The 20,847-nt window shown below is 67.8% G+C and carries 25 protein-coding genes; 14 read left to right on the top strand and 11 right to left on the bottom strand.

Going from position 1 to position 20,847, the window contains the following annotated elements:
* The first annotated feature begins 51 nt into the window (after positions 1–51).
* Positions 52–492, top strand: coding sequence for a GNAT family N-acetyltransferase (locus tag ACL9RL_RS19335; RefSeq protein WP_422781922.1), 441 nt, complete (start codon positions 52–54; stop codon positions 490–492).
* Positions 493–643: 151 nt separating this feature from the next.
* On the opposite strand, the gene ACL9RL_RS19330 is transcribed toward ACL9RL_RS19335, so the two are convergent.
* A complete protein-coding gene (locus ACL9RL_RS19330) occupies positions 644–1,048 on the bottom strand; it encodes a VOC family protein (RefSeq protein WP_422781921.1) in 405 nt (134 codons plus the stop codon).
* A gap of 143 nt (positions 1,049–1,191) precedes the next feature.
* Between ACL9RL_RS19330 and ACL9RL_RS19325 the strand changes: the two genes are divergently transcribed.
* Positions 1,192–2,214, top strand: a complete 1,023-nt coding sequence (locus ACL9RL_RS19325; RefSeq protein ID WP_422781920.1) for an LLM class flavin-dependent oxidoreductase — start codon at positions 1,192–1,194, stop codon at positions 2,212–2,214.
* A 119-nt stretch (positions 2,215–2,333) separates the two neighbouring features.
* Here the strand turns inward: ACL9RL_RS19325 and ACL9RL_RS19320 are convergent, their stop codons facing one another.
* Positions 2,334–3,614 (bottom strand): hypothetical protein, encoded by a 1,281-nt coding sequence (locus ACL9RL_RS19320; protein ID WP_422781919.1) that lies wholly within the window; start codon positions 3,612–3,614, stop codon positions 2,334–2,336.
* Positions 3,615–3,842: 228 nt separating this feature from the next.
* Here ACL9RL_RS19320 and ACL9RL_RS19315 point away from each other — a divergent pair, with 228 nt between their 5' ends.
* Positions 3,843–4,148 carry a hypothetical protein gene (locus ACL9RL_RS19315; protein WP_422781918.1) on the top strand — a complete coding sequence of 102 codons (306 nt, stop codon included), beginning with the start codon at positions 3,843–3,845 and terminating at the stop codon, positions 4,146–4,148.
* Between the two features lie 232 nt (positions 4,149–4,380).
* Complete coding sequence (locus tag ACL9RL_RS19310) at positions 4,381–4,524, top strand: hypothetical protein (RefSeq protein WP_422781917.1); 144 nt, start codon at positions 4,381–4,383, stop codon at positions 4,522–4,524.
* Positions 4,525–4,640: 116 nt separating this feature from the next.
* On the opposite strand, the gene ACL9RL_RS19305 is transcribed toward ACL9RL_RS19310, so the two are convergent.
* Together ACL9RL_RS19305 and ACL9RL_RS19300 are read right to left on the bottom strand one after the other, a co-directional pair.
* Positions 4,641–5,510, bottom strand: a complete 870-nt coding sequence (locus ACL9RL_RS19305; protein WP_422781916.1) for a C40 family peptidase — start codon at positions 5,508–5,510, stop codon at positions 4,641–4,643.
* 321 nt (positions 5,511–5,831) lie between these two features.
* Positions 5,832–6,704, bottom strand: coding sequence for a hypothetical protein (locus ACL9RL_RS19300; protein ID WP_422781915.1), 873 nt, complete (start codon positions 6,702–6,704; stop codon positions 5,832–5,834).
* A 152-nt stretch (positions 6,705–6,856) separates the two neighbouring features.
* Here ACL9RL_RS19300 and ACL9RL_RS19295 point away from each other — a divergent pair, with 152 nt between their 5' ends.
* On the top strand, positions 6,857–7,786 hold the full coding sequence (locus tag ACL9RL_RS19295; protein WP_422781914.1) for an aldo/keto reductase: 930 nt from the start codon (positions 6,857–6,859) through the stop codon (positions 7,784–7,786).
* 37 nt (positions 7,787–7,823) lie between these two features.
* Here ACL9RL_RS19295 and ACL9RL_RS19290 read toward each other — a convergent pair whose 3' ends face one another.
* From ACL9RL_RS19290 to ACL9RL_RS19280, 3 genes are all read right to left on the bottom strand, one after another.
* The gene (locus tag ACL9RL_RS19290) at positions 7,824–8,108 is read right to left on the bottom strand and encodes a PLD nuclease N-terminal domain-containing protein (RefSeq protein WP_422781913.1); all 285 of its coding nucleotides are present in this window, start codon (positions 8,106–8,108) and stop codon (positions 7,824–7,826) included.
* Between the two features lie 223 nt (positions 8,109–8,331).
* Positions 8,332–9,012 (bottom strand): DNA alkylation repair protein, encoded by a 681-nt coding sequence (locus ACL9RL_RS19285; protein WP_422781912.1) that lies wholly within the window; start codon positions 9,010–9,012, stop codon positions 8,332–8,334.
* A 130-nt stretch (positions 9,013–9,142) separates the two neighbouring features.
* On the bottom strand, positions 9,143–9,976 hold the full coding sequence (locus ACL9RL_RS19280; RefSeq protein WP_422781911.1) for an alpha/beta fold hydrolase: 834 nt from the start codon (positions 9,974–9,976) through the stop codon (positions 9,143–9,145).
* Between the two features lie 137 nt (positions 9,977–10,113).
* On the opposite strand from ACL9RL_RS19280, the gene ACL9RL_RS19275 reads away from it, so the two are divergent.
* A complete protein-coding gene (locus tag ACL9RL_RS19275; RefSeq protein WP_422781910.1) occupies positions 10,114–10,707 on the top strand; it encodes a TetR/AcrR family transcriptional regulator in 594 nt (197 codons plus the stop codon).
* Positions 10,708–10,852: 145 nt separating this feature from the next.
* The gene (locus tag ACL9RL_RS19270) at positions 10,853–11,815 is read left to right on the top strand and encodes a 2-hydroxyacid dehydrogenase (protein WP_422781909.1); all 963 of its coding nucleotides are present in this window, start codon (positions 10,853–10,855) and stop codon (positions 11,813–11,815) included.
* Between the two features lie 72 nt (positions 11,816–11,887).
* Here the strand turns inward: ACL9RL_RS19270 and ACL9RL_RS19265 are convergent, their stop codons facing one another.
* Positions 11,888–12,265 (bottom strand): SgcJ/EcaC family oxidoreductase, encoded by a 378-nt coding sequence (locus ACL9RL_RS19265; RefSeq protein ID WP_422781908.1) that lies wholly within the window; start codon positions 12,263–12,265, stop codon positions 11,888–11,890.
* On the bottom strand, positions 12,265–12,972 hold the full coding sequence (locus ACL9RL_RS19260; RefSeq protein ID WP_422781907.1) for an SDR family NAD(P)-dependent oxidoreductase: 708 nt from the start codon (positions 12,970–12,972) through the stop codon (positions 12,265–12,267). Before ACL9RL_RS19260 ends, ACL9RL_RS19265 begins: the two co-directional genes overlap by 1 nt.
* Positions 12,973–13,050: 78 nt before the next feature.
* Here ACL9RL_RS19260 and ACL9RL_RS19255 point away from each other — a divergent pair, with 78 nt between their 5' ends.
* The 3 genes from ACL9RL_RS19255 to ACL9RL_RS19245 all read left to right on the top strand — a co-directional run bounded on the left by ACL9RL_RS19255 (position 13,051) and on the right by ACL9RL_RS19245 (position 15,296).
* Positions 13,051–13,686, top strand: a complete 636-nt coding sequence (locus ACL9RL_RS19255) for a TetR/AcrR family transcriptional regulator (RefSeq protein WP_422781906.1) — start codon at positions 13,051–13,053, stop codon at positions 13,684–13,686.
* 22 nt (positions 13,687–13,708) lie between these two features.
* On the top strand, positions 13,709–14,287 hold the full coding sequence (locus ACL9RL_RS19250; protein ID WP_422781905.1) for a uracil-DNA glycosylase family protein: 579 nt from the start codon (positions 13,709–13,711) through the stop codon (positions 14,285–14,287).
* Between the two features lie 61 nt (positions 14,288–14,348).
* Positions 14,349–15,296, top strand: coding sequence for an amidohydrolase family protein (locus tag ACL9RL_RS19245; RefSeq protein WP_422781904.1), 948 nt, complete (start codon positions 14,349–14,351; stop codon positions 15,294–15,296).
* Positions 15,297–15,322: 26 nt separating this feature from the next.
* Here the strand turns inward: ACL9RL_RS19245 and ACL9RL_RS19240 are convergent, their stop codons facing one another.
* Positions 15,323–16,027, bottom strand: coding sequence for a GntR family transcriptional regulator (locus ACL9RL_RS19240; protein ID WP_422781903.1), 705 nt, complete (start codon positions 16,025–16,027; stop codon positions 15,323–15,325).
* Between the two features lie 91 nt (positions 16,028–16,118).
* Here ACL9RL_RS19240 and ACL9RL_RS19235 point away from each other — a divergent pair, with 91 nt between their 5' ends.
* The 3 genes from ACL9RL_RS19235 to ACL9RL_RS19225 all read left to right on the top strand — a co-directional run bounded on the left by ACL9RL_RS19235 (position 16,119) and on the right by ACL9RL_RS19225 (position 19,756).
* Complete coding sequence (locus ACL9RL_RS19235) at positions 16,119–17,342, top strand: MFS transporter (protein ID WP_422781902.1); 1,224 nt, start codon at positions 16,119–16,121, stop codon at positions 17,340–17,342.
* Between the two features lie 97 nt (positions 17,343–17,439).
* Positions 17,440–18,276: a FadR/GntR family transcriptional regulator gene (locus ACL9RL_RS19230; protein WP_422781901.1), complete on the top strand. Its 837-nt coding sequence runs from the start codon at positions 17,440–17,442 to the stop codon at positions 18,274–18,276.
* Positions 18,277–18,337: 61 nt separating this feature from the next.
* A complete protein-coding gene (locus ACL9RL_RS19225) occupies positions 18,338–19,756 on the top strand; it encodes an alpha-hydroxy acid oxidase (RefSeq protein ID WP_422781900.1) in 1,419 nt (472 codons plus the stop codon).
* A 91-nt stretch (positions 19,757–19,847) separates the two neighbouring features.
* Here ACL9RL_RS19225 and ACL9RL_RS19220 read toward each other — a convergent pair whose 3' ends face one another.
* Positions 19,848–20,216, bottom strand: coding sequence for a VOC family protein (locus ACL9RL_RS19220; protein ID WP_422781899.1), 369 nt, complete (start codon positions 20,214–20,216; stop codon positions 19,848–19,850).
* Between the two features lie 107 nt (positions 20,217–20,323).
* Here ACL9RL_RS19220 and ACL9RL_RS19215 point away from each other — a divergent pair, with 107 nt between their 5' ends.
* A complete protein-coding gene (locus ACL9RL_RS19215; protein WP_422781898.1) occupies positions 20,324–20,779 on the top strand; it encodes a MarR family winged helix-turn-helix transcriptional regulator in 456 nt (151 codons plus the stop codon).
* Positions 20,780–20,847 lie beyond the last annotated feature (68 nt).

Below are 20,847 nucleotides of genomic sequence, written 5' to 3'. Positions count from 1 at the left end.
TTTGCGACCCCTCGGCAGAGGGATGGGGAGGGAGGCGGGTAGGTTGGGTGCGTGAATTACGTGCTGGATGATGATGTCGACCGGATCGATCTGGACATGGTGTGGCGGGCGATGTCGACGAGCGTCTACTGGGCCAAGTGGCGCGGGCGCGACGATGTCGAGTCGCAGGTCCGCAGTGCGTGGCGCGTGGTCGGCGTGTACGTCGAGGAGACCGGCGAACAGGTGGGATACGCGCGGGCCGTCTCGGACGGACTCGGGTTCGCGTATCTGGCCGATGTGTTCGTCGATCCCGCGCATCGTGGTCACGGGCTGGGCAAGCGCATCGTGTCCCGCATGATCGACGAGGGTCCGGGCGCGCACTTCCGATGGACGCTCTTCACCAGCGATGCGCACGGACTCTACGAGCAGTTCGGCTTCCGTACCCCCGACCAGACCGCGCTCGTGCGCATGGCGCCCGAACTGCCCGACCACCCCGACCAGCTCCCGCGCTAGCCGCCCTGCCTCGCCGCCCCTGCCCTGCCCGCGAACTGTCACTCGTGGCTGCTCTAGCCCCGTCCGGACCAGCCACAAGTGCCAGCTCGCGAGCGGTCAGTTGTGGCTGGTTGCAGGTTGGCTGAAGCAGCCACAACTGCCAGTTCGCGGGCTAAGGCTGGGCGGGCGGGGACTGCGGCTGCGGCGTCGGCTGCGCGAGCGGCTGGATGAGGTTGAGGGCGTTGCCGTCTGGGTCGACGACGTGCGCGACCCGCTGCCCCCACGGCATGTCGTTCGGGCCGCCGCGGAGTGTGCCGCCGGCGGATTCGACACGGGAGACGACTTCGGCGACATCCGTCACCTCGATCGCCAGAAGCATCCGTTGCGGCGCATCGAGATCGACGTTCGGTTCGGCGACCAGCCCGAACGACGCATCACCCACTCGCAGCCCCAAGAACGTCGCCGCTCCGCTCGCCGGCGTCCGTTCGACGACCTTCGCTCCGAGCAGCGTCGCGTAGAACCAGTGCAGTCGCGCGATGTCCGGCGTGAGGATCATCGGCAGTATCGAGGTCGCCATCCTCCCATCCAACCCCACCAACCCGATCTCCTGCTGCCGAGGGGTCGCATATGGCTAGTCCGGATAGGGCCCAACTAGCCATATGCGACCCCTCGCGGGATGAGGACGGGAATATGCAGACGCATGGGAACGCTGAGGGGAGGGTGAAGACGAAGATTGGGTTCCTGTCCTTCGGGCACTGGCAGGCCGTGCCTGGTTCCGTGGTGCGCACGGGCGGCGATGCGCTGTTGCAGAGCATCGAGCTGGCCGTCGCCGCGGAGGAGATCGGCATCGACTCCGCGAATGTGCGCGTGCACCACTTCGCCAGGCAACTCGCGTCCCCGTTCCCGCTGCTGGCGGCGATGGCCGCGCGCACATCGCGCATCGAGCTCGGGACCGGCGTCATCGACATGCGCTACGAGAACCCGCTCTACATGGCCGAGGAGGCCGCGGCGACCGACCTCATCAGCGACGGCAGATTGCAGCTCGGCGTGAGCCGGGGATCACCCGAGACCGCGCTCCGCGGATCCGAATCGTTCGGCTACGTGCCGGACGACGGCGAGACCGATGCCGACCTCGCCCGGTCGCACACCGCCCTGTTCCGGGCTGCGATCGATGGCGTCGGCATCGCCCAGGCGAACCCGCAGATGACGGGTACGACGGGTGCGCTCGCCATCCAGCCGCAGTCCCCCGGCCTCGGGGACCGCATCTGGTGGGGCGCCGGGACACGCGCGAGCGCCGTCTGGACCGCCGAGCAGGGCATGAACCTGATGAGTTCGACGCTCCTGACCGAAGACACCGGGGTGCCGTTCGACGAACTGCAGGCCGAACAGATCGCGATGTTCCGCGATGCCTGGAAGGCCGCCGGTCACGACCGGGAGCCGCGCGTTTCGGTGAGTCGGAGCATCCTGCCGATCATCGATGACGAGACCCGTCACTACTTCGGGCTGCGCGCGCAGGCGGATGCGCAGGACCAGGTCGGACACCTCGACGGCGGTCTCGCGCGCTTCGGTCGCAGCTACATCGGCGAGCCAGACGTCATCGCGGCCGAGCTCGCTCAGGACGCGGCCGTCCAGGCGGCGGACACCGTCCTGGTGACGGTCCCGAACCAGCTCGGGGTTGCTTATTGCACAACAATGCTTGAGTCCATCGTGAAGGACGTTGCACCCGCATTGGGTTGGCGATAACTGTCAGGGACGCAGTAGCTGACAGCAGGAGCGACCTGCAGGGCGAGGATGAGTAGTTGTCGTCGGCACTAAGGGCGTGTTGTTAGAACGGCGCACAACAGATCGATGATCGGCCCCGCTCAGGTAAGGGGCGGCCAATCACGACCGATGATCGATTCGGGTGACGTTTGGATGGTCTGCCACGAAGCGCGGTCGTCTCCCTCGGGGTGGACGTGGCCAGCAGCGTCCACGTGAAGGACGCGCAACTCGGACTGGTGCTGCTTGCCCGCGACCGTCAACGTGGTCTTCACGTGGCCGCAACCCGACGCTCGCATCTCGACTGCGTCGATGGTGAAGCTTTCGAGCGCGGTATCAGCGAAGCGGCCACGTACCTGTCCTATATACGCGCCGCGTGAAGGCTTCTTCATGGTCTCGTGGAGGTGGTCAGCGAGCTTGCCGTAGTTGCCCGCTTTCCACGCTTCGAGCATCGCGGCCATGGCCTGCACGACAGGTTCACCCATCACTGCATCTTCGCCGTCCTCCGCCACCGAACTCGCACGCGGCTGCCAATCCTCCATCTGACGACGCATCTCTCGCGTGTCAGCGAGCTTTACGAATGATTCTTTGAGTGTGGGCTCCACCGCTTTTGGTTTTGCAGACTCGATCAGGGCCTCCCGCCAGTCCATCAATGTGAACAAGCGATTCCACGCTTTTGAAGCGACGATCACGTTGTCGAAGTTCGTGAAGTTTCCGTGCAGGATGCCGTTGCGGTAAAGCTCGTGTAGCGGCTCCTCGTTGAGCGTGTTGAAGCTCTTACGGAAGGATTGCTGTGTTGCGGCGAGGCCCTTGTGGTGGGAAATCATCGAGTTCCAGACCACCAGCTCGTGCTCTTCCCGAGTGTGCAGCCCTCGTCGATTGTCACCGACGGTCGCCACGAACCCATCCAGGATCGGCAGCAGTGTCAGAACCACGGCGTAGTACCGCTCGTCCTGATAATCGCGCCACGCAGCATCCAGTAGCGCGGCGTACGGCCGCAACTCTGGAACAGCTTTCGCGCGCATGAGAGCAAAGCGCATTCGCTCAGCGTCCTGATACTGCTCGATCAGATTCTTCTCAACCTCCTCACCGGAGCCGGTGTCGAGTGCGGTGACGAGACGTTCGAGGTTGAGCGAACCGTGGAACACCCAGTGGCGGTCACCGACCAGCTCGTAAAACCGATCAACAGCACCCACGATCCGATGCATCTCCTTTTTCAAGGCCGACAGTTGCTGCCGAAGTGAAGGACGGAACACAAGCAGGAGCGTCATGGCGCTCATCTGCACCTTCATCTCCTTGAACTGCGGCACATCCCAGGCGCTCGGGTATCCATCCTCGGGCGGCGGATCGAGTTCACCTTGCCCAGGCTTCTTGACACGCGCCATCGGTGTTCCCTTCGTCCTATCCATCGTCGCAGTAACCGCCGACAGGATCAGTACGCAAAGCACCGCAGGTCGTCGTAGCGCGCATGATGGGGTCACTTACGCCGCGCTTTTGGGTGGAGGAACCTCGCGGTGACCTAAGCTTCGCTCATGAAATGTGTCACCGCCGGTGACCAACAGCAGACGCTCAACGAGGAGAACCGCATGCAACTGTCCAACCACGATGAGATCATGGCCGCGATCGAGAATCTGCAAGAGGTGCGTGTCACGTTCCGCTCGAAGGAAGACGGCGGAGCGGTGCTGATCCGGCGATGCGCTCCGATGGACTACGCGCCTGGCAGCCGCGCCCTCGACAAGACACCGCGATACCACTTTTGGGATTGGGAGAGCGACAGCTCTCGTACGCACACGCTGTCGTTGCTCGCGTCGCAGATCCTTTCGGTCGAGGTTCTGGATTCCTCTTTCGATCCGGCCTCGTTCGTCACTTGGACGACGAAGTGGTCCATCCCGCGCAGCACCTGGGGACCGTTCAACTGATCGTAGAAACCTGGGAAAAAAAGAAACAACTCTGCGACGTGGGCCGACTGTCAACCACTCACCTCCACCACCGGAGTTGGACTTGGAGTCCAAGAGGGTTTCCAAAACCCTTTTAGTGCCTGCTACATACTGATACGTCGGTCTGCGCGGCCGGATCGAGGGTAAAGATCAGGTCCGTAACCTTGACAGCGGTCTCGCCCGCTTCGGGCGCAGCTACATCGGAGAGCCCGATGTGATTTCGGCCGAATTGGCTCGGGATGTCGCGGTGCAGGCCGCCGACACGGTGTTGGTCACCGTGCCGAACCAACTCGGCGTCGCATTCAACGCCCGCATCCTGGAGTCGATCCACCGCGACATCCGCGCATCCCTCGGCTGACATCCGCCCCGCTCCGGCTCGCGAGCTGTCAGTCATGGCTGGTCTGGCGGGCTGAGAGCAGCCACGAGTGACAGTTCGCGGGCTGAGGATGGGACGGGGCGGGTGAACGAACGCGACTACGGGATACGGATGTACTCGGGGTCTCCCCAGATGGAGAGACGGTGCTGGACCATCCGGCCCCAGTCCGGCGAGTCGTACATGCCGCCGTTGCCGTCGTAGATGCCGATGTGGCCCTCCGGCCAGTAGAGCAGGTCACCGGCAACCGCCTCGGACGCCGAGATCTGCACACCGGTCCGCGCCTGCGCCCCGGCGCCACGCGGCAGGTTCACGCCGAACGCCTTGAAGACGTACTGCACGTACCCGTCGCAGGAGAAGCTGTCCGACGGATCGTTGCCGTTGCCGTACGGGACGACGCCGACGAACTCCGACGCGTACGCCAGGATCGCGGCACCAGAGCGCGCGACCGCCGGGGCGGCGAACGTCGCAGACGACGCGGTCGAACCCCCGGACGAGGAGGACGATGCGGACTCGGCCGCTGCGGAAGCGGCAGCCGCGGCAGCAGCGTTCGCAGCATCGACGTCGGACTGCGAGGTCGCGGTATACGCGTCACGCTGGATCTGCGGCGAAGCCGTACCTGGCGCGACCTCGTACGAGACGGACGCCATCGTCGCCGCGGACGGGATCGCCCCTCCGGTCGCAGCATCGGGATCGACGGTCGCAGCCGCGGCCGGCAACGACACGGACACCATCAGGCCGGTGGAGATCGCCATCACCCCGAGGATCGCGAGCGGGCGACCGAGCTTGCGAGTGGAGCGGGTGGCCGGACCGGGGCGCTGGGGTCGCGTGCCGGAACGGACCGCGACGGATTTGAGCGCGCTGGCACGCTCGGCGATCGCGTCTTCGGTGAACTCCGCATCGCGTCTGGCCGCCTGCCTCCGCAGTTCTCTGGGAGAGACGGCTGCGTGCCGTCCGGGCTGATGTGGCATGGGGGAACCGCCTCGGGTCTTCTTCGGGTGTGGCCGGAGCTGAGTGCCATCGGTCGTGGGTCGCCGCCCCGGGGCGTCGATGGGGGTCGTTCCCGAGGCGGCGAAGCTGCCACTTTACGTTTGCTTTACTGTGAGGAACCTCCACTTGGAAGAACCCGAGAATCACATGTCCGGAAGCTGAATGCGGCTGGTCACACGAGAAAAGCGCGCACATCGATCCGGGAACTCTGCCCCGGAGGGATGAACGCGCTTCACTGCGGAAGGGGTTCCGACTGCGATGTCCGACCCGTCAGCGTGTGATCACCGACGGGTCGGCGACACTCAGTTGTTGTGGTCGTTGGCGGTCGCGTGCGTGGCGTATCCGCCACAGCCCGCCTCTTCCCAGTGGTAGTCGGCAGCGGTGCCGGTGTTGCCGTAGACCGCCGCCGTGTAGCCGTGATACTGGTCGACGGTCCACCCCACCGCCGCTGCGGCAGCCGCCTCACCGTCGCTCTCGAGCGTCTTGAACAGGGTCTTCTGCTGCGCGCGCGTCAACGGGAATCCGCGGTCCGCAGCGCAGGCGAGCTGGATCGCTTGAAAATTATCCCCGTCCGACCCCAAACCGGCACTCTGGTTCGCCCTGACCGCCTGATCGGAGCACGCGGACGGATCATTCGCGAAGTCCCCCGTCAGTGCGGAGCGGAACGCGGGATACGCATCGGCCGAGACTCCGGCGGCCGCAGCGGCTGCCGCATTCTCCGCGGTCCTCGTCTGCGCATCGGTGAGGGCGTAACCCGCCTGGGCCGATGCTGCGACGGCCGCGAGTTCCGCATTCGCGATCTGGATCCCGAGCGCGTTGGACCAGGTGTAGCCGCGGATCGCCATGCAGTCCGAGGTCGCGATTTCGATGGGCCCTGGCATGAGGTTCAGCGAAGCGGTCCCTGGCGTGCCGGCGCCGACGTTCGCCCCGGTCGGGTTCGTGCCGTTGTCGTTGTTCGCCGTGATGCGCACCGGCACCGGGGTGGCGCTCGGCGTCGCCGTTGCCGATGGAGAAGCCGAGGGTCCCGGGGACGCGCTGGTCCCGACATCGCTCGCGGTCGAGGCGAGACGCGGCGTCGCGGTGACGGCGAACGACGCCGCCCCGATGACGACGGTGAGTGCAACGGCGGCCGCGAAGCCTGCTCCGATGGCGATGGTCGTGGTGCGTCGCTTCATGGTGATTCCCCCGAGAGTCCTGTGGTTGCTCAACTATAGGAAGGTAGCTTCCGGAGCGCAAGCATCGTTTCGATTCCTTCGAAATCCCGGAGATCCGAGACAGGTGATGGCAAACCGTTGACCAGCGCCCCGCGCTCCACCAGGCTTGCAGGATGAAGACCCTCGCACTCCCCCAGACGAACATCGAAGCATCGAACATCATCCTCGGACTCATGCGCATCGGCACCCTCGACGACGAGGCGATCCGCACCCTCATCGGAGCCGCCCGCGACGCCGGCGTCAATGTCTTCGACCACGCCGACATCTACGGCTCGGACCGCCACCAGTGCGAAGAACGCTTCGGCGACGCGATCCGGTTCACGGCCGCCGAACGCGAGCAGGTCGTCATCCAGTCCAAGGTCGGCATCCGGAAGGGCTACTTCGACTTCTCGGCAGAGCACATCCTCACAACGGTCGATGAGTCACTCGCGGCCCTCCGCACCGACTACCTCGACTTCCTCCTCCTCCACCGCCCGGACACGCTCGTCGAGCCGGACGAGGTCGCCACGGCCTTCGACGCGCTCCAGGCCTCCGGGAAGGTCCGCAACTTCGGCGTCTCGAACCACACGCCAGGTCAGGTCCAGCTCCTCAAGCGTTCAGTGACGCAGCCGCTCGCGATCAACCAGGTGCAGCTCAGCATCACGCACGCACCGATCATCGCGTCCGGGATTGCGACGAACATGGCCGGCCTCGACCAGTCGATCGACCGCGACAACGGCATCCTCGACTACAGCCGTCTCAACGACATGACCCTGCAGGCGTGGTCACCGTTCCAGAAGGGCTTCTTCAACGGCGTCTTCCTGGGCGACCGCGAGCACTTCGCGGAGCTCAACGACGTGATCGACGAGCTCGCCGCAGCCTACGATGTGACACCCACGGGCATCGCGACGGCCTGGATCACGCGCCACCCGGCGAACATCCAGGTGGTCCTCGGCACCACGAACCCCGGCCGGGTGCGCGATGCAGCGGCCGGCTCCGACCTGCGTCTCACGCGCGAGGAGTGGTACCGCCTCTTCACGGCGGCCGGGTACATCCTGCCGTAGGGGTCGGCACCGGTCAGGCGCCGGCGCCAGGCGTCGGTCAGGCGTCGCCGTCGCGTCGGGGGTCCTCGAACTCCGCTTCGAGACGCTTCAGCTTGCGGTCCTGCTCGGCGCGCTCGATCTCCCGTTCGAGCGCGGCGAGCTGCTCCTCGGTGCTCCGTTCATCGCGCCGCGGGGTCGACGGCGACGCATACGCGGACGAGGACGGCGACGACGGACGTGATCGTCTGGCCGGCCTCCACGTGGACGTGGAATAGTCGCGCCCGAGCGTGAACCACACGATGACGCCGACGAGGGGGATGAAGACGACGAGCAGTACCCACATGATCTTCGGGAGTCCGCGGAGCTCATCGTCGGCCGCCTGATGATGTCCACCAACGCGGCGATGCTGGCGATCAGCAACAACAGGGACAGCACGGCGAGCATGCGGGCAAGTCTAGGGACCACCGCCCGATCCGGCTAGTCGCCCGGCCCGTCGCTCGCCCGGCCCGTCGCTCAGCCGGCCCACCGTATCGGCGCGTTCGCAACCCAGCAGCGCCCGGCGACGCTCAGCGTGGGAACGGGACGTCCGGCGACCGTTTCGCGAGCGCCGCACGCACGGCGTCGACCGCCTCATCGACGACCGGATCCGTCCCGAACGCGACCACCGCGCGCAGCCGCCGCACCACGCGCGGCCACCCGTCGCCCTCCGCGCCGCTCGCACGCACCATCGGGACACTCGACAGGATGGCCGCACGCCGCAGCCACCGGTCGGGATCCTCGCCCCAACGGTCCACCGCGACGTCGGCGTGCCCACGAGCACCAGGGGCGAGTCGCTCCAGCAGCGGCCCCGTCACATCCGTCGCGAGCGGATCGACGAGCGCACGCAGTCCGGCCGTGCGCACAAATCCCTCGATGCGCGTCAGGTCGGAATTGCGCAGCATCGCGACCCGCGACTGCAGCAGTACAACAGCCGCGAGCCGCCGCTCGAAGACGGGCTCATGCCACAACTCGGACGCGAGTGCCGTGACGTCGTCGTGCGTGAGCTTCGGATACTTGTTGCCGATGTCGCGGATCGCCCCGCGGACCGCGCCGACCGACGCACCGGTGAACCGCAGCTCCGGCGCGGACTGGTGCGGGAACCCGGTCGGCGCCGGCTCACCCACCCGGTCGCGGGTTGCATCGGCCCGGTACCAGTCGCCTTCACGTTCGAGGACGAGGTCCACGTAGTCGGCGGCATCGGTCACCATTCCATTCTCCTCGAACCGATGCGCTCCGACCCACCGCAGCCGACGGGCCCGCCGGCGACCCAGCGGTCGGCGGGGGCGCGGGCCGCCGGGCACGCGGGCGCGAGCGGGTGGGCGCGGGTGGGCGCTGCCGCTACTTCGCGAGGAAGGCGAGCAGCACCTCGTTGACCTCGCGGTGGTGCGTCCAGAGCATGCCGTGAGGGGCGCCGTCGATCTCGACGTATTCCGCAGCCGGCAGCGCCGCGGCGAACACGCGACCCGTCGCATCGATCGGGAGGATCCGGTCGGCCGTGCCGTGCACGATGAGCGCGGGCACGTCGATCGCGGCGACATCGCTCCGGAAATCGGTGAGCCAGCTCGGCTGCGCCCACACGGAGGCGTAGGGCGATGCGTTGTAGGCGAGTTGCTGGTTCGCGCGCAGCGCTTCATCGCTCAGCCTGCTGCCGAGGTTCTCGTCGGTGTTGAAGAAGTTCTCGAAGAAGCCGGTGAAGAAGGCGTAGCGGTCGTCGGTGACGGCGGCGAAGAGCCCGTCGAACACCGCCTGCGGAACGCCCGTCGGGTTGTCGTCGGTCTGGAGGAGGTAGGGCTCGAGCGATCCGAGGAAGACGGCCTTGGCGATGCGGTCGGACCCGTAGCGACCGAGGTAGCGGCCCACTTCACCCGTCCCCATCGAGAAGCCGACGAGCACGACGTCACGGAGGTCGAGCTGGTCGATCACGGCCTTCAGGTCGGCGGCGAAGGTGTCGTAGTCATAGCCGACGGTTGGCTTGCTCGATGCGCCGAAGCCGCGACGGTCGTAGGTGATCACGCGATAGCCGGCATCGAGAAGCGCTGCGGTCTGCTTCTCCCACGACGAGCCGTCGAGCGGGTAGCCGTGGATCAGGATGACGGGCTGTCCGGATCCGTGGTCTTCGACGTACAGCTCGATGGGCGTGCTGTTCTCGGTTCCGACGGTGATGGTGGACATGGTGGATTCCTCTCAAAGGTGATTCCTGTTGGTCCGGTCCAGGTCGCTCGGCCTGGGTCGACCTACGAGAACGATCGTTCTCATCGGTGATCCCCACTCTAGAGAACGATCGTTCCCAATGCAAGTACACTGGTCCCATGAGCACAACACCCGTTGCGGATGAAGTCGCAGTCTCGCCCCTGCGGAACACGATCATCGACGCGGCAGATCGCCTCTACTACGCCCGCGGCATCCAGGCGGTCGGGATGGACGAACTCCGCGCCGCCGCCGGCGTGTCACTCAAGCGCCTCTACGCGGAATTCCCGGGCAAGGAGGAGATCGTGCTCGCCGTGATGCGACGCCGCCACGACCTCTGGACCGCCGGCATCGGGGCGGCCGTGGACGAAGCAGACTCACCGCGCGAGCGCCTGCTCGCGATCTACGACTACCTCTCCGGCTGGTTCAGCGAGGACTCCTTCCGCGGCTGCGGATTCATCAACGCGTTCGGTGAGATGGGGTCCGTCTCCCCCGCGGTCGCGGCAATCACCCGGGAGCACAAGGCGTCGTTCCAGGCGTTCGTCGCCGGGCTCGCGGCCGATGCGGGCGCCGATCCGGAACTCGCGCCGCAATTGTCGATCCTCGCGGAGGGCGCCCAGACGACGGCCGCGATCACCGGAACGCCCGAGGCCGCGACGCAGGCCCGTCGCGCCGCCGAGATCCTCATCGACGCCGCGACCGCCGCCCGCCACTAGCTGCTGTTCGCAACTCAGGAGCGACTCGGCGCGTCGCCCGCGACACGCCGAGGCCCGGCGGCGACACGCCCAGGCCGTCCTGAATTGCGAACACCCGTGTCAGCGCTACGGCGGGAAGACGCGGGCGGAACGGTAGCGTCGTCCCATGGCAGAACCGCAGACCTCGCGCACATCCAGCTCGAATCCGGCCCCGCGTCTGGTGGTGAGCGTGCCGTCCGAAGCGTTGCGCGATGCCGTCGGCACGGTTCCGGACGGCGTCGAACTCCTCGTGTGGGATCTGAGCACCGCGGCCCCGCGCGACGCCATCGACCTCGTCGTCCCGCCGTACATGACGAGCGAGAACCCGCTCGCGAGGCTCGACGGCGTGCGGACCAGGCTCGTGCAGTCGCAGTCGATCGGCTACGACGGCGTCGAACCGCACCTGCCGCGCGGCACGGTGTTCGCGAACGCGGCGACCGTCCATGAGGCGTCGACGGCTGAGCTCACCCTCGCGTTGATCCTCGCCTCCCAGCGCGGCATCGACGACTACGTCCGGGCGGCGGAGACGGGCACCTGGCTGTTCAGCCAACGCCCGAGCCTCGCCGATCGACGCGTCCTCCTCATCGGGTACGGCGGCGTCGGGGCCGCGATCGAGGACCGCCTCCTGCCGTTCGAGGTGGACGTCACCCGCGTCGCCTCCCGCGCCAGGTCCGACGAACGCGGCCCGATCCACGGCATCGACGAGCTGCCCGAGCTACTGCCCGACGCGGAGATCGTGGTCGTCGTCGTCCCACTGACCGAGCACACGAGGGGCCTGATCGACGACGCCTTCCTCACCGCCCTGCCGGACGGCGCACTGGTGGTGAACGTCGCCCGCGGCCCCGTGGCCGACACCGATGCGCTCGTCCGGCACGCGGCATCGGGCCGCATCCGCCTCGCGCTCGACGTGACCGACCCAGAGCCGCTGCCGGCCGACCACCCCCTGTGGAGCCTGCCGAACGTGCTCGTCTCGCCCCACATCGGCGGTGCGACGAGCGCGATGCTGCCGCGGATGGGCCGGCTCGTCAACCGCCAGATCACGGCACTCCTGGCCGGTGAGGAACCGGAGAACATCGTGCTGCGGACGTGACACGGACCCTCCGGATGGCGCATGGACGCCGATGGCGCGCGACGGACGACCCGCGCGCACCATCGGCGATCGTCACCCGATCTTCGACACGTGATAGTGCGCGATGCGCCACTCGGCGCCGTCACGCACGAGCACGACCGTCAGGTGCACGGGGATGACCACACCCTCCGGACGCACGAAATCCACGTCGACGTACGCGATGACCACACCATCCGCGAGTGTGCGGTGGTCTCGGATCTCGAACCGGGGATCCAGCCCGACCGGCTGCTTGTCGTAGTACGCCGCGATGCCTGGGCGGCCGATGCCGTGGGCCGGATCGAAGCCCTGGAACAGCGCATCCTCGGTGAAGGACCGCGCAACGGCTTCTGGATCGTGCGCGCGGATGTCGCGAGCCCAGGCGGCCAGGACCTGCGTGACGACGCGTTCGCGCTCCTGCTCCTGCTCACCCATCAGTGACCCGCGCTCTGGCCGCCGTCGACGTGCAGGAACTCGCCCGTCACGAACCCGGCCTGCTCGAGGTACAGGACGCCGTGCACGACCTCGTCGACCTCGCCGATGCGCCCGACCGGGTGGATCGACGCGAGCGCGCGATACGCCTCCTCCGTCTGGAGCGGCGTGCGGATGATGCCGGGTGAGACGGCGTTCACGCGGATGCCCCGATGCGCGTATTCGATCGCGAGCGATTTGGTCGCGGACGCGATCCCGCCCTTGGTGATCGAGGCGAGCACCGATGGGATCACGGAGTTCGCCTGTTCGACGAGCGTCGTCGTGATGCTCACGATGTGGCCGGCGCCCTGCTCGATCATGTGCGGGATGACGAGGCGCGTCAGCTGGAAGAAGCCGCCGAGGTTGGTGTGCAGCATCGCGGCGAAGTCGTCCTGCGTGTAGTCGGTGAACGGCTTGGCGATGAAGATGCCGGCGTTGTTGACGAGGCTGTCGATGCGACCGAATCGCTCGATGGCGGTGGCCACGATGCGCTCGGCGACGGCCGGATCGCCGATGTCGCCCTGCACGGTGACGAGGTCGGGTTCGGTGCTCGGCGCGATCGATCGCGAGTTGGCGACGACGGCGTATCCGAGTCGTCGATATCCCTCGACGACGCCGGCTCCGATGCCCTGCGAGCCACCGGTGACGATGGCGACCTTGCGTTGTTCCATGTTCAGAATTCCTTACTAGATGATCGGTCTACTACTCGGGGTTCCCAGTTATAGCCGACCGGTCGTATAATTGCAAACATGGGACGGACATCAGACGCTCGCGAACGCATCCTCGAAGCCGGCGCGGAGCTCTTCGGGCAGCGCGCGTACAGCGCCATCGGCGTCTCCGAGATCTGCACGGCGGCCGGTGTGCCGAAGGGCAGCTTCTACTACTTCTTCCCTTCCAAACAGGCACTCGTCCTGGAGGTCGTCAACGTGCACTGGGTCGGACAGCGCAGCGAGTGGACCTCGATGCTGTCCGAACCGATCCCCCTCATCGCGCGACTGCGGAACCTCTTCGAAGCGACCGCGCAGGTGCAGCGTGACGCCCTCGCCGGCGTCGGCTCGGTGACGGGCTGCCTCTTCGGCAACCTCGCACTGGAGGTCGGCGGGCAGGACGTCCCGGTCCGCGAACGCGTGCAGGAGATCTTCGAGGAGCAGATCGACCTGATCGATGCCTCCCTGCGGGCCGCGATCGAGACCGGCGAGCTTCCAGAACACATCGGTGGCGACAGCAGCGACGACGACGGTGGCGGCACCCGGTCGACCGCGAAGGCGATCGTCGCCCAACTGGAGGGGCTCGTCCTGTTCGCCCGGCTCTTCAACGACCCTGCCCAGCTGGATCAGCTCTGGCGGAACAGCCTCAACCTGCTGCGCCTGGAACCCGCGGTCTGAACACCCGGCCGCCGGACATCCGATGACTGACCCGCTTGCCGACATCCGCGCGGAGATGATCGCCGACCCGGACAACGCGTGGGCCCTGGACCTCGGCTATGCCCCGGTCCTCCGGGTGTCCCCGGCCGCGCGAGTGCTCGTCATCGGGCAGGCCCCCGGACAGAAGGCGCAGGCGAGCGGCGCACCGTTCACCGATGCGAGCGGCGACACCCTGCGGTCGTGGATGGGCATCGACGAGACGACTTTCAGGTCGGCCAGTGTCGGCGTCCTCCCCATGGACGCGTTCTATCCGGGCCGTGGAACAACCGGAGATCTCCCGCCACGACCGGAATTCGCAGCGAAATGGCATCCGCGGATCCTCGCCGAGATGCCCCACGTGCGACTCACGCTGCTGGTGGGTCGATACGCGCAGCGACACTACCTCGGGCTTAGATCCTCCGTGTCGCTGACCGAGGCGGTGCGGAGCTACCGAGATCACCTGCCACTGTTCCCGATCGTGCATCCGTCGCCCTTGAACTTCCGCTGGCAGGCGAAGAATCCGTGGTTCCTGAGCGAGGTCGTCCCGGAGCTCCGGGCGCTCGTCGCCGCGGCGCTCACCTGATTCGGGCCGAGCTCCCCAAGCTGCGCACGACAGAGATCGGATGATTCGCTAGCCTGAGGGCATGAGCTTCATCGTCGATGCACACCTGCACGTCTGGGACCCTGAACACCTGCACTACGACTGGCTGCGCGATGTGCCGCCGCTGAACCGTCGGATGGTGTTCGAGGAGCTCGCGGCAGCGCGAGCCACGGAGCGTGCAGGTGCAGATGCCGCCGCAGCCCCAGCCCCGGCCTCAGCCGCAACCCCTGCGCCGGCCGTCGACGGCTACGTCTTCGTGCAGGCCGCCTGCCGCGACGACGAGGCGATGGCGGAGGTCGACTGGGTGACGTCGCTCGCTGCCGACGCCCCCATCCTCGGCATCGTCGCACACGCCCAGCTCGAGGACGGCGATGGCGTCGCATCACAGCTGGACGCACTCCGCGAACGCGAGCTCGTGGTCGGCGTCCGCCGCCTCCTGCAGTCCGAGCCGGTCGGTTTCGGCGCGTCCGCATCGTTCATCGTCGGCGCGCGCGCCCTCGCGGACCGCGGGCTGAGCTTCGACGCGACCGTCGTCCCCTCGCAGCTCGCCGATGTCGTGACGCTCGCCGATGCCGCTCCCGAGCTGCGCATCGTGCTCGATCATCTGGGCAAGCCCGTCATCCATCACGGCGCCACCGGCGCCGCCGACGCCGCACTCGCCGCCTGGCGCACCCAGCTCACCGAGCTCGCCGCCCGCCCGAACACCTGGTGCAAACTCTCCGGGGTGCCTGCGCTCTGGCCCGATGCCGGCTGGACTCCGGCCGACCTCACCCCGTGGCTCGACACCGCACTCGAGGTCTTCGGCGCAGACCGATGCCTGTGGGGCAGCGACTGGCCGGCATCGTCCCTGCAGACCGGGTATGACCGCTGGCTGGCCTTCATCGCCGACTGGACTGCGACGCTCTCCCCCACTGAACGCGACGCGATCCTCGGCGGCAGCGCTGCACGCGTCTACCGGCTGAGCGCAGCCGAGCCCGCTAGCGCCCCCTAGCGCCGCGCCGGATCCGCCATCGCGGATCAGACGACGTCGAGGCGCGGAACCGCCGGGTCGCTCTCGACGATCGCGAAGCCCCGCCCCCGGAGGCGACGACGCTCCTCGGACAGGAACCCCAGGGTGCGCTCCGTGGTTCCGCGGTTGTGGGCGATCACGAGCGCTGCCGCACCGTCGGCATCGCGACGCTGCAGCGCGGCGACGATCGCCCGGTGCTCCTCGTTGGCATGGGCGCGGGAGGCCGGCGTCCGCACCTCGAGCCAGCGGGTGCGCAGCAGTCTCGTCATCACACCGCGGATGGACTCGGCCATAAACGGGTTCCCGGAGAGCTGGGCGAGGATGGCGTGGAAGTCGCTGCCAGAGCGGATCCCCTCCTCCTCGCTCGTGGCCTGACTCGGAGTGTCGAGCGATGCGCCGAGCGCGAGGAGATCGCTGTCGGACGCGCGCTCGACTGCCAGGCGGACGGCTGCGGCCTCGACCGCCTCGCGGTACTCCGACAGGGCGCGGATCTCGGTCAGGTCGATCGGGGAGACGCTCCAGCCCCGTCCCTCCCGTCGGACGAGCCCGTCGGCCTCCAGGCGCAGGAGGGCGGCCCTGATCGGTGTGCGGGAGGCGTCGAGGTCGACCTCCAGGCCGCGCTCGGTGAGTTTCTCACCCGGCACGTAGTCGAGGGACAGGATCGCGGCGCGGAGCCGGTCGTACAACGCGACGCCGGTGACGGGGACCGCCATCGAACACCTCCGGAAGTTTGGGATACCAAGTTGGTACGCGTTATCGTATACCGTTGCGGGATTCGCCATCAAGCGTCGCCGGGAGCCGATCATGGACACCATCACCACCACCCAGACCACCACGGTCATTCCGGCGCGCGCCTGGCGGATGCTGACGCTCGGCGTCGCCGCACAGGCCGCCGGAACCGTCTTCGTGAGCACTCCGGCGTTCCTCATCCCGCTCCTCCACACCGAACGAGGCGTCCCGCTCGCGCAGGCCGGCCTCCTCGCCTCGATGCCCACGATCGGCATGGTGCTCACGCTCGTCGCGTGGGGCGCCCTTGCCGACCGCTTCGGGGAACGGTGGATCATCTCGATCGGGCTGGCACTGACCGCCGCCGCAGCGATCGGCGCCGTCTACGCAGACAACGCGATCGCACTCGGGGTCGCATTCCTGCTGGGCGGAGCGGCATCGGCGAGCACCAATGCGGCCAGTGGCCGCGTCGTCGTCGGCTGGTTCCCCAGGGAGCGTCGAGGCCTGGCGATGGGCATCAGACAGATGTCGCAGCCGCTCGGCGTCACCGTCGCGGCCCTCGCCGTCCCCGGTCTCGCGTCGTCCAGCGGCATCGGCGCGGCCGTCACCCTCTCGCTCGTCCTGAACGCGGTGCTCGCCGTCCTGTGCGCCATCGGCATCGTCAACCCGGCGCGACCGACCGCTGCGCCGGGAACCACTCCGGCCCCGACCGCGAACCCGTACCGGTCGAGCGCATTCCTGTGGCGCATCCACCTCGCCTCGGCACTCCTCGTCGCGCCGCAGTTCGCGCTCTCGATCTTCGGCATCGTGTGGCTCGTCTCGGAGATGCACTGGAACGCGACCGCCGCCGGCGTCCTGATCGGCGTCGCGCAGTTCATCGGGGCGATCGGCCGCATCGGGATCGGTGTGCTGAGCGACCGCGTCGGCAGTCGTGTCAGAGTGCTGCGCTGGGTGACCGCGGCGGGATCGGTCGCGATGCTCGCCGTCGCGGGGACGGACTTCGCCGGCTGGGGCGCCGTCGCGGCGGCGGCATTCATCATCGCCACCACCATCAGCGTCGCCGACAACGGGCTCGCGTTCACCTCCGTCGCGGAAGCGGCCGGGACCAAGTGGTCCGGCAAGGCGCTCGGGATCCAGAACACCGGCCAGTTCATCATGGCGTCGGCCGTCGGGCCGCTCGTCGGCGGGCTCATCACGGTGATCGGCTACCCCCTGACCTTCGCGGCCCTCGCGCTCGCGCCCGCGCTGTCCTCCCCGCTCGTCCCGGCCGAGGACCAGGAGCATCCGCTGCATCGAGGCTGAACCTCCGCGTGAAATCGGGGTTGCGGCCGCGATCAAACAGGATATGATATGTGGTCTGACCACAGGTCGGGCCACGCCAACGACGGAGGGAACCACCATGAACGCGGAACCGCGCGCCTGGGAGACGGTCCTCGCCAGCATCGAATCCGATCTCCTGTCCGGCGCCCTCCGCCCGGGCGACCGCCTGCCGGGCGAACGCCAGCTCGCAGCCGATCTCGGCGTCGGCCGGTCGAGCGTCCGCGAGGCCATCCGCGCGCTCGAAGTCCTCGGCCTCATCCGCACCCACACCGGATCGGGTCCAACGGCGGGCGCCATCATCGTCGCAACACCGTCCGGCGGCATGGCGACGCTTATGCGACTGCAGGTCGCAGCGCAGGGGTTCGCGGTGCGCGACGTCGTCGACACCCGGCTCATCCTGGAGACCGGGGTCGCCCACGCGCTCGCGGCGGCGCATCGGGTCGGGACCGACGGCGCGGACACCGCGGACGACCCAGGCTTCCCCGATGACGAACTCACCGGATCGGCGACGAGCGTCCTCGGCTCCCGCTCCAACGGCGAACTGCCGGACATGACCCGGCCGATGGAGCTCCTCGCCGCCATGGACCAGCCGAATCTCACCGAGGCCGAGTTCCTCGCACTCGACGCCCAGTTCCACGTGTCCCTCGCGGAGGCGGGCGGCAACCAGGTCATCGTCGCGACGATGTCCGGGCTCCGGAACTCGATCGAGAGCTACGTCCTCGACGCCGTCCCCCGCCTCGCCTCCTGGTCCGACGCCGTCGAGCGCCTGCGACGCGAGCACCACGGCATCATCGCTGCGATCGAGGCCGGCGACACCGTCCTCGCCCGTTCCAGCGTCCGAGACCACATCACCGGCTACTACACGGCCGCAAACCTCCCCACCCCAGCCCGCGAGGGGTCGCAAATGGCGGGTTGAGCTCGCTCACACCCGCCATTTGCGACCCCTCGCCGGAATTTATAGAGAGAGTCAGAAGAAGATGAGCGTCGAACGTCGCGTACCGAAGCTGCACGACCTGTTGCCGTTGATGCAATTCAAGAAGCCGGAGTTCAACGCTCGGCGGCGCCGACTGGCGGCCGCCACGACGATCGCGGACCTCCGCACGATCGCGAAGCGGATCACCCCGACGGCGCCGTTCGACTACACCGATGGCGCGGCAGAGGGCGAGATCTCCCTCGCCCGTGCACGCCAGGCGTTCCAGGACATCGAGTTCCACCCGTCGGTGCTCAAGAACGTGGCGCACGTCGACACCGGCTGGGACGTCCTCGGCGAGCGCGTCGAGCTGCCGTTCGGCATCGCCCCGACGGGCTTCACCCGCATGATGCAGACGGAGGGTGAACGCGCCGGTGCGTCCGCGGCTGCCGCAGCCGGCATCCCCTTCACCCTCTCCACGATGGGCACGACCTCGATCGAGGATGTCAAGGCAGCAGCCCCGGGCGGACGCAACTGGTTCCAGCTCTACATGTGGAGCGAGCGCGAGCGATCGATGGCGCTCGTCGACCGTGCAGCGGCCGCCGGCTACGACACGCTCGTCGTCACGGTCGACACCCCCGTCGGCGGCGCACGCCTCCGCGACGTGCGCAACGGCATGACGATCCCGCCGTCGCTCACCCCGAAGACGATCATCGACGCACTCCCCCGCCCGGCCTGGTGGATCAACTTCCTCACCACGGAGCCCCTCGCCTTCGCGAGCCTCGACCGCTGGTCCGGCACCGTCGCCGCCCTCATCGACACGATGTTCGACCCAACGGTGGGACCGGACGAGGTCGCGTACATCCGCGAGCAGTGGAAGGGCAAGCTCATCGTCAAGGGCGTGCAGTCCGTGGCCGACGCGAAGCTCGCCGTCGATCTCGGCGCCGACGCCGTGCAGCTCTCGAACCACGGCGGCCGCCAGCTCGACCGCGCGCCCATCCCGTTCCACCTGCTCCCGCACGTGGTCCGCGAGATTGGCAAGGACGCGGAGGTCCACCTTGACACGGGCATCATGAACGGTGCCGATGTCGTCGCTTCCGTCGCACTCGGCGCCCGCTTCACGTTCATCGGACGCGCGTACCTCTACGGCCTGATGGCCGGCGGCCGCGAAGGCGTCGACCGGACGATCCAGATCCTGTCCTCGGAGATCACGCGCACGATGAAGCTCCTCGGCGTCTCCTCCTTGGAGGAGCTCGAACCGCGTCACGTCACGCAGCTGTCGCGTTTTACGACGCTGCAGCCACTGCCGGAGTCCTCGTCGCTCGCATCGAGCGGTCGTTCGACAGCAGCTGCGCCGAAGACCGCCACACCGAAGGCCGCCGCGAAGCCGAGCGCCGCGAAGCCCGCAGCGGCCAAGACGGCCGCCGCGGCCAAGACGGCCTCCACCCGCAAGGCTCCCGCTCGGACCACGTCGGCGAAGTCCTAGCGATATGCCGCAACCGCACCGGCACCGCAGACGCCTCGGGCCCGACCTCCACGCATCGTGCGCGGCGGTCGGGCCCGAGGTGTATCCGGCGCTACGCGCGGTCGTGGAGCGTGATCCGGTAGCCGTCCGGGTCTGCGAAGGTGAAGGTCCGGCCGAACGGGCCGTCGATCGGTGCTGCGACGATCGTGTGCCCGTCGGCGACGAGTGCGTCGTGGATGGCCTGGACGTCGGTGGCGTGCAGCCAGATCGCGGCGCCGATGCCCGGGTGGGCTGCCGATGCGAGGTCGGTGCCCGGAACGATGTCGCGGAGCGCGAAGGCGATCGGGGTCGTCTCGAAGACCACGGCGTGCGGCGGACCCGCCTGCGATCGGACGAGACCGAGGTACTGCTCGTAGAACGCCTGCGACGCGTCGAGATCGCTGGTCTGGATGGAGATGAAGTCTGGGCCGGTTACGGGCATGGTGGTGCTCCTCAGTGCTGCTGTGACGCTGCTTCCAGCACGCTTCGGCGACGCGTCGATTTCGTGTCAGTTTTCTGACACGCATTAATCTATGTCAGAATACTGACATGAGTCAAGACCGCGCCGGCGTCGATCTCGAAACCTCGCTCGGGTACCTCCTGAAAGAGGCCTCCAGTGCTCTCCGGGCCGCGATGGAGGCGGTCCTGCGCCCGCTCGGGATGACCGTGACGCACTACTCCTGCCTCGAACTGCTCTCCCAGCGCCCCGGCCTGTCGAACTCGGACCTCGCGAGGGGGACCTTCGTCACTCGGCAGTCGATGAACGTGCTGCTCCAGGCCCTCGAACGCGACGGTGCCGTGACCCGCCCATCCGAAGCCGCCGTCGGAAAGATCCTGCCGACCCGGCTCACCCCGCTCGGTCGGGCTCAGCTCGCCGAGGCGACCGCCGCGGTCCGTTCCGTCGAGCTCAGGATGCTCGCCGGCATAACGCCCGAGGAACAGGCCGGCGCGTTCGCGATCCTCCAGCGCATGACCCGGAGCCTGCGGGACGACTCCGGAAACTGACGCGCACGATCGACCGGCCTTACCCGGAAGGCCGGCCTGGACGACTATCCGGACGCAGAAATGGGGCT

It is taken from the genome of Plantibacter sp. Mn2098, from assembly GCF_049319745.1.
GTDB lineage: Bacteria > Actinomycetota > Actinomycetes > Actinomycetales > Microbacteriaceae > Plantibacter.
The sequence above is the reverse complement of the archived record's forward strand: the minus strand, read 5'-3'. Positions and strand labels throughout refer to the sequence as shown.

Bases quoted from the DNA above. Each gene is read 5' to 3' on its own strand.
- ACL9RL_RS19225 (WP_422781900.1), top strand. From the start codon at position 18,338: ATGAGCGTCGAACGTCGCGTACCGAAGCTGCACGACCTGTTGCCGTTG.
- ACL9RL_RS19295 (WP_422781914.1), top strand. From the start codon at position 6,857: ATGAAGACCCTCGCACTCCCCCAGACGAACATCGAAGCATCGAACATC.
- ACL9RL_RS19305 (WP_422781916.1), bottom strand. From the start codon at position 5,510: ATGCCACATCAGCCCGGACGGCACGCAGCCGTCTCTCCCAGAGAACTG.
- ACL9RL_RS19240 (WP_422781903.1), bottom strand. From the start codon at position 16,027: ATGGCGGTCCCCGTCACCGGCGTCGCGTTGTACGACCGGCTCCGCGCC.
- ACL9RL_RS19250 (WP_422781905.1), top strand. From the start codon at position 13,709: ATGACTGACCCGCTTGCCGACATCCGCGCGGAGATGATCGCCGACCCG.
- ACL9RL_RS19215 (WP_422781898.1), top strand. From the start codon at position 20,324: ATGAGTCAAGACCGCGCCGGCGTCGATCTCGAAACCTCGCTCGGGTAC.
- ACL9RL_RS19265 (WP_422781908.1), bottom strand. From the start codon at position 12,265: ATGGGTGAGCAGGAGCAGGAGCGCGAACGCGTCGTCACGCAGGTCCTG.
- ACL9RL_RS19260 (WP_422781907.1), bottom strand. From the start codon at position 12,972: ATGGAACAACGCAAGGTCGCCATCGTCACCGGTGGCTCGCAGGGCATC.
- ACL9RL_RS19285 (WP_422781912.1), bottom strand. From the start codon at position 9,012: ATGGTGACCGATGCCGCCGACTACGTGGACCTCGTCCTCGAACGTGAA.
- ACL9RL_RS19275 (WP_422781910.1), top strand. From the start codon at position 10,114: ATGAGCACAACACCCGTTGCGGATGAAGTCGCAGTCTCGCCCCTGCGG.
- ACL9RL_RS19290 (WP_422781913.1), bottom strand. From the start codon at position 8,108: ATGTGGGTACTGCTCGTCGTCTTCATCCCCCTCGTCGGCGTCATCGTG.
- ACL9RL_RS19300 (WP_422781915.1), bottom strand. From the start codon at position 6,704: ATGAAGCGACGCACCACGACCATCGCCATCGGAGCAGGCTTCGCGGCC.
- ACL9RL_RS19315 (WP_422781918.1), top strand. From the start codon at position 3,843: ATGGCCGCGATCGAGAATCTGCAAGAGGTGCGTGTCACGTTCCGCTCG.
- ACL9RL_RS19330 (WP_422781921.1), bottom strand. From the start codon at position 1,048: ATGGCGACCTCGATACTGCCGATGATCCTCACGCCGGACATCGCGCGA.
- ACL9RL_RS19220 (WP_422781899.1), bottom strand. From the start codon at position 20,216: ATGCCCGTAACCGGCCCAGACTTCATCTCCATCCAGACCAGCGATCTC.
- ACL9RL_RS19280 (WP_422781911.1), bottom strand. From the start codon at position 9,976: ATGTCCACCATCACCGTCGGAACCGAGAACAGCACGCCCATCGAGCTG.
- ACL9RL_RS19255 (WP_422781906.1), top strand. From the start codon at position 13,051: ATGGGACGGACATCAGACGCTCGCGAACGCATCCTCGAAGCCGGCGCG.
- ACL9RL_RS19245 (WP_422781904.1), top strand. From the start codon at position 14,349: ATGAGCTTCATCGTCGATGCACACCTGCACGTCTGGGACCCTGAACAC.
- ACL9RL_RS19270 (WP_422781909.1), top strand. From the start codon at position 10,853: ATGGCAGAACCGCAGACCTCGCGCACATCCAGCTCGAATCCGGCCCCG.
- ACL9RL_RS19320 (WP_422781919.1), bottom strand. From the start codon at position 3,614: ATGGCGCGTGTCAAGAAGCCTGGGCAAGGTGAACTCGATCCGCCGCCC.
- ACL9RL_RS19230 (WP_422781901.1), top strand. From the start codon at position 17,440: ATGAACGCGGAACCGCGCGCCTGGGAGACGGTCCTCGCCAGCATCGAA.
- ACL9RL_RS19235 (WP_422781902.1), top strand. From the start codon at position 16,119: ATGGACACCATCACCACCACCCAGACCACCACGGTCATTCCGGCGCGC.